Genomic DNA, 7,920 nt, shown 5'->3' with positions numbered 1-7,920 from the left:
AAAAGTGAAGGTCGAACTGGTGATCGACGACGCCCTGACCGAGCGTGCAGTGGACGCCATCATCAAGGCAGCGCGTACCGGCAAGATCGGCGACGGCAAGATTTTCGTGCGCAATATCGAACAGGTGATTCGCATCCGTACCGGCGAAACCGGGCCTGACGCGGTTTAATGCAGTTCTTGTAGCGCCCTGATCGTTACAGCTTCTCCCTTTCTTCCGCTATCTCTATCTTGGCCGCGGTCCTTCGATGTAACGGATGACTGACCGCGGCTCCAGGCTCATTGCACCCCCGCCGCTTTAATTCCAGCTTGTGAAAAATCCGTAAAACATTTTTCGCATACTCACTCACGTTTTTCTTATTGGACGCAGATCATGTCTGCAAGCTATCGTTTCCTCTTCCGCAGTCGATCGCAATCACGAGTTGCAATCAAGCGCGCCACAGAAGAGGTGATTCATGTCGTCTACCGCGACAATCGCAATTGAAGAAAGCCAGATCGACCTGTTACCCCGGGTCGTTCCGGCGCATCGCATCAGCAGTGACCAGGAAGCATTGGATATAGCGCATGCGCTGGCCGCCGAGTTCCGCGGCGGCGCCAGCCAGCGCGACCGCGAACGGCGTTTGCCGTGGGCGGAAATCGAGAAATTTTCAGCCAGCGGCCTGGGCGGCATTAGCGTGCCGCACGCGCATGGCGGCGCCGAGGTTTCCTACCGTACGCTGGCCGAGGTATTCCGCGTGTTGTGCTCGGCCGATCCGGCTTTGGGGCAGATTCCGCAAAACCATTTCGGCATTCTCGGGGTGGTGGCGCAGCATGCCGATGCCGTGCAAAAAGCCCGCATCTACGCCGATGTGCTGGCCGGCCAGCGGATCGGCAACGCTGGGCCCGAGCGCGGCACCAAGAATATTTTAGAGATGAAAACGCGCTTGATTGAAACGCCCAGCGGCTATCGTCTGAGCGGCAAGAAATTCTATTCCACCGGCGCCTTGTTTGCCCATTGGGTGCCGGTAAAGGCGTTGGATGAGCAAGGCCGCGTGGTGCTGGTTTTCGTCAGGCGCGGCACACCCGGGCTGAGCATCATCGACGACTGGTCAGGCTTCGGCCAGCGCACCACAGCCAGCGGCACCGTGTTGCTGGATAACCTGCCGGTGGCGGTAGAAAATGTATTGCCGCTGCATAGGCTGGCCGAACAAGCCGGCATACAAGGACCGGTTTCGCAACTGATCCAGGCGGCGATCGACGCCGGCATCGCTGAAGCCGCTGTGGACGACGCCATCAACTTCGTGCGCACCCGTTCTCGCCCCTGGGCCGATAGCGGCGTCGAACGCGCCAGCGACGATCCCTACATCATTCGCGATATCGGCGATCTGAAGATTCGCCTGCACGCGGCTAACGCGTTGCTGGCCAAAGCTGCCGGCGTACTCGATCAGGTTTCGACAGCGGCGATCGACGCCGAAGCTTCCGCCCGTGCTTCGATTGCGGTTGCCAAGGCCAAGGTGCTGACTACCGAGATTGCCTTGCACGCCGGTGAAAAACTGTTTGAACTGGCCGGTTCGGCGGCAACCCTGGCCGAACATAATCTGGACCGCCACTGGCGCAACGCGCGCACCCATACCTTGCATGATCCGGTACGCTGGAAGCTGCACGCCGTCGGCAACTATCTGCTGAACGGCGTCGCACCGGCGCGCCACTCCTGGAACTGAACCCCGAACTGAACCCGGAACTGAAATGACTACCAAAATCAATGCCGCCGAAGGGCCGGTGGTGCGTATCCTCGACGATATCCAAGCGCTGGCTGCAGCCCGTGCGCTGGCCGCAACATTTACCAAAGAAGCCAGTTTGCGCGACCGTCAGCGGCAACTGCCGCTGAACGAACTGGAGCAGTTTTCCCGTTCCGGCCTGTGGGGAATTTCCGTACCGCGCGCATACGGCGGCGCTGGCGTATCGTTTGGCACGCTGGCTGAAGTGATCGCTACGATTGCCGCCGCCGACGGTTCGCTCGGTCAGATCCCACAGAATCACTTTTATGCGGTTGAGATACTGCGAGTGAACGGCAGCGAAGCACAGAAGCGCTTTTACTTTGAACGGATCCTGGCCGGCGAGCGTTTCGGCAATGCCTTGGCCGAACTGGGCACGCGCACCTCGCAGGAGCGGCGCACCCGGCTGAGCAAGGATGGCGAGGGTTTCCGCATCAACGGCAGGAAATTCTACGCCACCGGCGCATTGTATGCACACCGGATTCCGGTGTCGGTGATCGATGACGACGGCGTGCAGCAACTGGCGATTGTCAAACGCGATGCAGCGGGCGTTAACGTGATCGACGACTGGTCCGGTTTCGGCCAGCGCACCACCGGCAGCGGTTCGGTAGTGCTGGACAACGTGCGGGTCGAGGCGGGGGAGGTGCTGCCATTCCAGAGCGCCTTCGAACGTCCTACTTCATTGGGGCCGGTGGCGCAATTGCTGCACGCCGCAATCGACGTCGGCATCGCCCGCACCGCGCTGCACGACGCCGCCGTCTTCGTTCGCACCCGTTCGCGCGCCTGGATCGATAGCAAGGTGGAAAGCGCCATCGACGATCCCTTGACCGTACGTGAATTTGGCGATCTGGCGGTACGCCTGGCCGGCGCTGAAGCCCTGCTCGAACTAGCCGGGGAAGCGGTGGATCGCGCCGCATCGGCGCCGACTGTCGATAGCGTCGCCGCGGCTTCGATCGCAGTGGCCGAAGCCCGCGTCCTGACTACCGAGATAGCGCTCGCCGCCGGCAGCAAGTTGTTCGAGCTGGCCGGCACCCAAGCCACCTTGTCCGAGCACAATCTGGACCGGCACTGGCGCAATGCCCGCACCCACACGCTGCACGATCCGGTGCGCTGGAAATATCACGCGGTCGGCAACTACTATCTCAACCAAAAGAATCCGCCGCGTCACGGCGCGCTCTGATCAGCTTTTTGCAGAGTCACTCCTATGCCGAAGAAGCAAATCCGCCTCAACGCTTTCAACATGAATTGCGTTGGGCACATCAACCATGGCCTGTGGACCCATCCACGCGATCGCTCCACCGACTACACCAGCATTGAATATTGGACCGAACAAGCCAAGCTGCTGGAACGCGGCAAATTCGACGGCTTGTTCCTGGCCGATATCGTCGGCGTCTACGACGTTTACCAAGGCTCGGCCGACCTGACTCTGCGCGAATCGATCCAGCTGCCGGTCAACGACCCGCTGTTGCTGGTGTCGGCGATGGCCGCAGTTACCAAGCATCTCGGTTTCGGCGTCACCGTCAACCTGACTTATGAAGCGCCGTATCTCTTCGCGCGCCGCATGTCGACTCTCGATCACCTGACGCGCGGCAGGGTAGGCTGGAATATCGTCACCGGTTATCTGGATAGCGCGGCACGCGCCATGGGCTTGAGCGAACAACCGGAACACGATGCGCGTTACGAGCGTGCCGAAGAGTTCATGCAAGTGCTGTACAAATTATGGGAAGGCAGCTGGGAAGACGGCGCCGTGCTGCGCGACCGCCAGCGCAGAGTGTTCGCCGATCCGGCCAAAGTGCATCGCATCAAGCATCGCGGCCCGCATTATCAGGTGGATGGCTATCACCTGAGCGAACCGTCGCCGCAACGCACGCCGGTGCTATACCAAGCCGGCGCTTCGGACAGAGGGCAGCAATTTGCAGCAGCCCACGCAGAATGCGTCTTCATCTCCAGCCAGAAGCCAGAGGCGGCGCGCAAGCTGGTCGCCGCCTTGCGCGATCAGGCGCAACTGGCAGGCCGCCATCGGCATGATCTGAAAATCTTCATGGGTGTCTCCGTCGTCGTTGCACCGACCGCCGCCGAGGCACGCGAGAAATATGCCGAATACTGCCGCTACGCCAATCCGGAAGCCGGCCTGGCGCACTTCGCCAGCGGCACCGGTTTCGATTTTTCTGCCTATGGCATTGATGAGGCGATCAAACCTGCCAGCAGCAATGCGATCCAGTCTTCCGCCAAGGCGGTGACGGCGGCCGACGCCGGCTGGACCGTGCGCAAACTGCTGGATCAGTTGGCGCTGGGTGGACGCTACGTGACCATCGTCGGTTCGCCGCAGCAGGTGGCGGATCAGTTGGAGGCGTGGGTCAGAGACACCGATATCGACGGTTTCAACCTGACGCGCACGGTGGCGCCGGAAAGTTTTGAAGATTTTGTCAATCTGGTGATTCCTGAATTGCAGGCGCGCGGTTCTTACAAGCTGGACTATGAAGAGGGCACTTTGCGCGAGAAATTGTTTGGGGCCGGCCAGCCGACTTTGCCGGAGCGGCATCCTGCGGCCGGTTTCCGCCAATCCGGCCGTATTTAGCCAGAAATGATCAGAGAACAAATTTAGCGCCGCCGCCGGCGTTGATACATTTCCATCAACGGTGTCGAGGAAATTCCATGCAGCACGATCGACATCGCCACCACCGTCAGCACCAGAGAAGTGAGGCGCGGCGCCAATGCCGACGATCGAAAACCGGCAGGCGCGAGCCATTGATATTGCAAGGCAAACACCAGGTAATACAGCGAGCCGATGCCTTTGATGCCAAACCACGCCATCAAGCGCCGCTGCAGAGGCGTGACGTCGGCCCGTATCAGCGCCAGCGCAACCGAGAGCGGCCGGATCACAAAAAACAGCAGCAGGGCCAGCAATGCGCCCGCTGCAGAAAATCCGATATGCGATAACAGGATGCCGGTCAGCGTCACCATCAGAAATTCAGCAAACTGTTCCAGTTGCTGATTAAAGCCGAGCACGGTTTCCGTCATGTATGCCGAAGCCTTGACCGGATGGGTGGCAATTTCTTCTTTCGCGCCCAGCGGCAGGCTGTCCACTACCGGCTGGTACTTGGCCGCCTCCGGTTCTTGCAGGCCGCTATTGGTCGACTCGATGCGGCGCATCGCCAGGCCGGCGGCGAACACCGCCAGAAAGCCGATGCCATGGATGGTCTCGGTAACGCCGTAGGCGAGCGCGATCAAGCCGATGCCGAGAAATTCTTCCATACCCAGCGCCAGCCGGAAACGACGCCGCAAGCCGACCACCGTGCGTCCCAGCAGCCACCCCATGAACCAGCCGCCGACCAGTCCGGCGATGATGCCCCAGGCTACCTGCAGCACTGCATAAGTGTCGATGTAAGCGGCTGCCGACGGCACGCCGAGCAGGGACAGGCCGAGCATGACAAACGGAAAGGCGGTGCCGTCGTTCAAGCCGCCCTCGCCGGTGAGGCTATAGCGGATGCGATCGCGATCGCCGACGTCCTTTAGCTGCACATCGGACGCCAGCACCGGATCGGTGGGCGCCAGAATCCCACCCAGCAGAATCGCTGCGCCCAGCGGCAGACCGAACATGAACATGCCGGCCAGCGTCAACAGCGGAATCGTGACCAGCATCGCCAGCACGCCCAGGCGCAGCGGCAAGTGCCAGATTCTGGCGCGGAACGGCAAGCGTAATTTAAGGCCGACAGTGAACAATGACAGCAGCAGCGCCATCTTGGCCAGCGCGGTCAGCAATTCGGCGTGCTCGGCGGGCGTGACATTGATCAGGCCGCTTGCCGCCGGCCCCAGGATGTAACCGACAGGCAGATAGAACATCGCCGGGCTGACCGGCAAGCGATCCAGCAGCGAAGCCATCAGACCCATCGACAACAGCAACACGCCGACGATCAGATACCAGATGATTGATTGATCGATGGCGATACCTCCTCGCACAAAATAACCGGAGCTGCATTTGCAGCCCTGTGGAGTAGCCGGCATCCGGCGTCCGCGCCAGTTGCCGGATGCGGCGATATGAAGAGTTATCGGTATGGGTAGTCAGGGTGTGTGTTTTTTCACCCAGGCAACGTAGTTATCCATCCAGTCCTGGAGGAATTTCTTGCTGTGTTCACCGATATTGCCGGCCTCATCGAACAAGCCATCCTTGGCTTGGACGAACACTTCGGGCTGGCCCAGCGTCGGTACATCCAGGTAGGCCAGAACATTGCGCAAATGCTGTTGCGACATGGCAGTGCCGGTGGCGCCGACCGATACCCCCAGAATGCCTGCAGGTTTGTCCTTCCAGACACTTTGGCCGTAGGGGCGGGAAGCATGATCAATCGCGTTCTTGAGTACGCCGGGAAGCGAGCGGTTGTATTCCGCCGTCACGAACAGCAGGCCCTGGGCCTTGGTTATGGCGGCTTTCAGCCGTTTGACCGGTTCGGCCGGGTTGCCGTCATCGTCCTGATTGTAGAGCGGCAAGTCGCTGATCTGCACCTGCTCGAATATGAATTCCGGCGGCGCCAGCCTGGCGACGGCGGTTGCCAGCTTGCGATTGAATGAATCGCGGCGAAGGCTGCCTACGACTACTGCGATCTGATATTGATTCATGACGATCTCCATGAAAAAAAGCGATGAAATGCCCGAACTACGTTATCGGGAGCAAGGCTTCATGTCTTCGATCTTTGGTTCTGAGCGCAAGCGTGACCGTTTGTGCAGGAAGTTTCTATCTTTAAAGAGGCAAACTACAGGGGGCAAGCCGACGCGTCTGTGGGTTATCGAACTTAATGTCTGAATGATAGACAATTTATCGGCGTGTGGCTTGGAGATCTTGTTTGTTGCCTGATGCACAGAATGGCTCAGGAATGCTCAATGGTTATTGGCGTCTTGCCGTCACGGCAGAAGCGCGAAATGATTCCCGCCGTCAATTCTTTGTGACCTCAATGGGGACGATCTTGCATGGGATGAGGTGGATGGCGGCCATAAAAGTTAAAGATTGTTATTTCATTCAAATTCTCGGCTGGTCCGGTCAACTGGGATCATGCGCTCGCCGTTTGGAAAGAGCTGGACAGATGCGTAACCGTGAAATTTTTTTCCCGGCCGTTTGCCAGAGCAACTTTTAAAAACAACTTTCTGGAGTAAGGCCATGAAACATTTTTTCATCGTACCAACCATCATCAGTCTTGGCATCTGTCTTTCCGGCGCAGCGCACGCCATCGATGTCGGCATCAATATCGGCGTTCCGGCTCCTGCGATTGTTACACCTGTTCCGGTGATTGTGACCGGCTGGCACGGCGACCGCTATTACGATGGCCGCCGCTACTGGGAGCGGCGCGATTGGGAAGAGCATCAACGTCATCATGGAGATCGCGATAGGGATCACGACGGGGATCACGATGGGGATCACCGCAGGGATCACCGCAGGGATCGTGATGAGGGGCGCGGCCATTGTCCGCCGGGACATGCAAAAAAGGGCGAATGCTAAATCGACGCGTTGCCGGCACATTGCAAAATCGGATGTGCTTGATGCCTTGAGATGGAAAGGGCGGAGCAGCGGGGCTGCCATCTGCTTCCGCCAGCAGAGCCGATGAATGATTTTATACGTATTAACCAGCATCAGCGCAATCCGCTGCGTGCGATCGACGTCAGAGCCTACGCGGAAGCATTCGGATCGATGGCGGCGCAACGAAGTCTGGCGTCAAACCTGGAGTGATACATCCTATATTCATGCGAATTCACGCGAAATATTTTCTGTTCGCCATTGTTAACTTGCATCCGTGATTGTTAACCGATTTTTAAATATCGTCGTCGTCAAATACTTTGTTTTTTCGTATTTCCAGCGTCTCTCAATCCACCGACAATAAACGTGGAGATAGCAACCGGCAAGCCGTTGAACCGCTCTGGACAACCGGTTTGAAGAATGATTTTGGCCTGACCGGATTTAACGGTGTGCGACTTGATGCAGGCTGCCGCGAGAGCCCTCGCGCTGCAGACCCGTGCTGATAATTAGAATGATATGAAAATTGCTGTCCTTGATGACGACTCCGAACACACCGATTTAATCAGCGAAATACTCACTGCCAGCGGACATGCCTGCCAGCCGTTTCGAAACGGCAAGGATCTATTGAATCAGCTGGACAAAGAAAGTTACGACATACTGGTTTTG

At 58.5% G+C, this 7,920-nt stretch carries 10 protein-coding genes; 8 read left to right on the top strand and 2 right to left on the bottom strand.

The window, feature by feature from the left end; translation table 11 throughout:
* From KHU33_RS24670 to KHU33_RS24655, 4 genes are all read left to right on the top strand, one after another.
* Positions 1-169, top strand: a 169-nt coding sequence (locus KHU33_RS24670; RefSeq protein ID WP_211467955.1) for a P-II family nitrogen regulator, incomplete at its 5' end; no start/stop codon positions are given.
* Between the two features lie 283 nt (positions 170-452).
* Entirely contained in the window at positions 453-1,697 is a 1,245-nt protein-coding gene (locus KHU33_RS24665; protein ID WP_211467951.1) for an SfnB family sulfur acquisition oxidoreductase, read from the top strand.
* Positions 1,698-1,722: 25 nt separating this feature from the next.
* On the top strand, positions 1,723-2,931 hold the full coding sequence (locus KHU33_RS24660) for an SfnB family sulfur acquisition oxidoreductase (protein WP_211467949.1): 1,209 nt from the start codon (positions 1,723-1,725) through the stop codon (positions 2,929-2,931).
* 24 nt (positions 2,932-2,955) lie between these two features.
* The gene (locus KHU33_RS24655) at positions 2,956-4,329 is read left to right on the top strand and encodes an LLM class flavin-dependent oxidoreductase (protein ID WP_211467948.1); all 1,374 of its coding nucleotides are present in this window, start codon (positions 2,956-2,958) and stop codon (positions 4,327-4,329) included.
* Positions 4,330-4,352: 23 nt separating this feature from the next.
* Here KHU33_RS24655 and KHU33_RS24650 read toward each other — a convergent pair whose 3' ends face one another.
* A complete protein-coding gene (locus KHU33_RS24650; RefSeq protein WP_230414538.1) occupies positions 4,353-5,756 on the bottom strand; it encodes a cation:proton antiporter in 1,404 nt (467 codons plus the stop codon).
* Positions 5,757-5,813: 57 nt separating this feature from the next.
* Positions 5,814-6,365 carry an NADPH-dependent FMN reductase gene (locus KHU33_RS24645; RefSeq protein ID WP_211467946.1) on the bottom strand — a complete coding sequence of 184 codons (552 nt, stop codon included), beginning with the start codon at positions 6,363-6,365 and terminating at the stop codon, positions 5,814-5,816.
* A 10-nt stretch (positions 6,366-6,375) separates the two neighbouring features.
* Between KHU33_RS24645 and KHU33_RS24640 the strand changes: the two genes are divergently transcribed.
* The 4 genes from KHU33_RS24640 to KHU33_RS26715 all read left to right on the top strand — a co-directional run bounded on the left by KHU33_RS24640 (position 6,376) and on the right by KHU33_RS26715 (position 7,467).
* Entirely contained in the window at positions 6,376-6,549 is a 174-nt protein-coding gene (locus tag KHU33_RS24640) for a hypothetical protein (protein ID WP_211467944.1), read from the top strand.
* Between the two features lie 40 nt (positions 6,550-6,589).
* Entirely contained in the window at positions 6,590-6,877 is a 288-nt protein-coding gene (locus KHU33_RS24635) for a hypothetical protein (RefSeq protein WP_211467942.1), read from the top strand.
* Positions 6,878-6,900: 23 nt separating this feature from the next.
* On the top strand, positions 6,901-7,239 hold the full coding sequence (locus KHU33_RS24630) for a hypothetical protein (protein ID WP_211467940.1): 339 nt from the start codon (positions 6,901-6,903) through the stop codon (positions 7,237-7,239).
* A gap of 102 nt (positions 7,240-7,341) precedes the next feature.
* Positions 7,342-7,467, top strand: coding sequence for a hypothetical protein (locus tag KHU33_RS26715; RefSeq protein WP_268907146.1), 126 nt, complete (start codon positions 7,342-7,344; stop codon positions 7,465-7,467).
* The last annotated feature ends 453 nt before the right edge of the window (positions 7,468-7,920 follow it).

The organism is Collimonas silvisoli, assembly GCF_018305005.1.
Lineage (GTDB): Bacteria > Pseudomonadota > Gammaproteobacteria > Burkholderiales > Burkholderiaceae_D > Collimonas > Collimonas silvisoli.
This window is presented reverse-complemented; position numbering and strand designations above follow the sequence as displayed.

Coding starts and splice junctions, on each gene's coding strand:
- KHU33_RS24665 (WP_211467951.1), top strand. CDS start 453: ATGTCGTCTACCGCGACAATCGCAATTGAAGAAAGCCAGATCGACCTG.
- KHU33_RS24660 (WP_211467949.1), top strand. CDS start 1,723: ATGACTACCAAAATCAATGCCGCCGAAGGGCCGGTGGTGCGTATCCTC.
- KHU33_RS24655 (WP_211467948.1), top strand. CDS start 2,956: ATGCCGAAGAAGCAAATCCGCCTCAACGCTTTCAACATGAATTGCGTT.
- KHU33_RS24650 (WP_230414538.1), bottom strand. CDS start 5,756: ATGCCGGCTACTCCACAGGGCTGCAAATGCAGCTCCGGTTATTTTGTG.
- KHU33_RS24645 (WP_211467946.1), bottom strand. CDS start 6,365: ATGAATCAATATCAGATCGCAGTAGTCGTAGGCAGCCTTCGCCGCGAT.
- KHU33_RS24640 (WP_211467944.1), top strand. CDS start 6,376: ATGAAAAAAAGCGATGAAATGCCCGAACTACGTTATCGGGAGCAAGGC.
- KHU33_RS24630 (WP_211467940.1), top strand. CDS start 6,901: ATGAAACATTTTTTCATCGTACCAACCATCATCAGTCTTGGCATCTGT.
- KHU33_RS26715 (WP_268907146.1), top strand. CDS start 7,342: ATGAATGATTTTATACGTATTAACCAGCATCAGCGCAATCCGCTGCGT.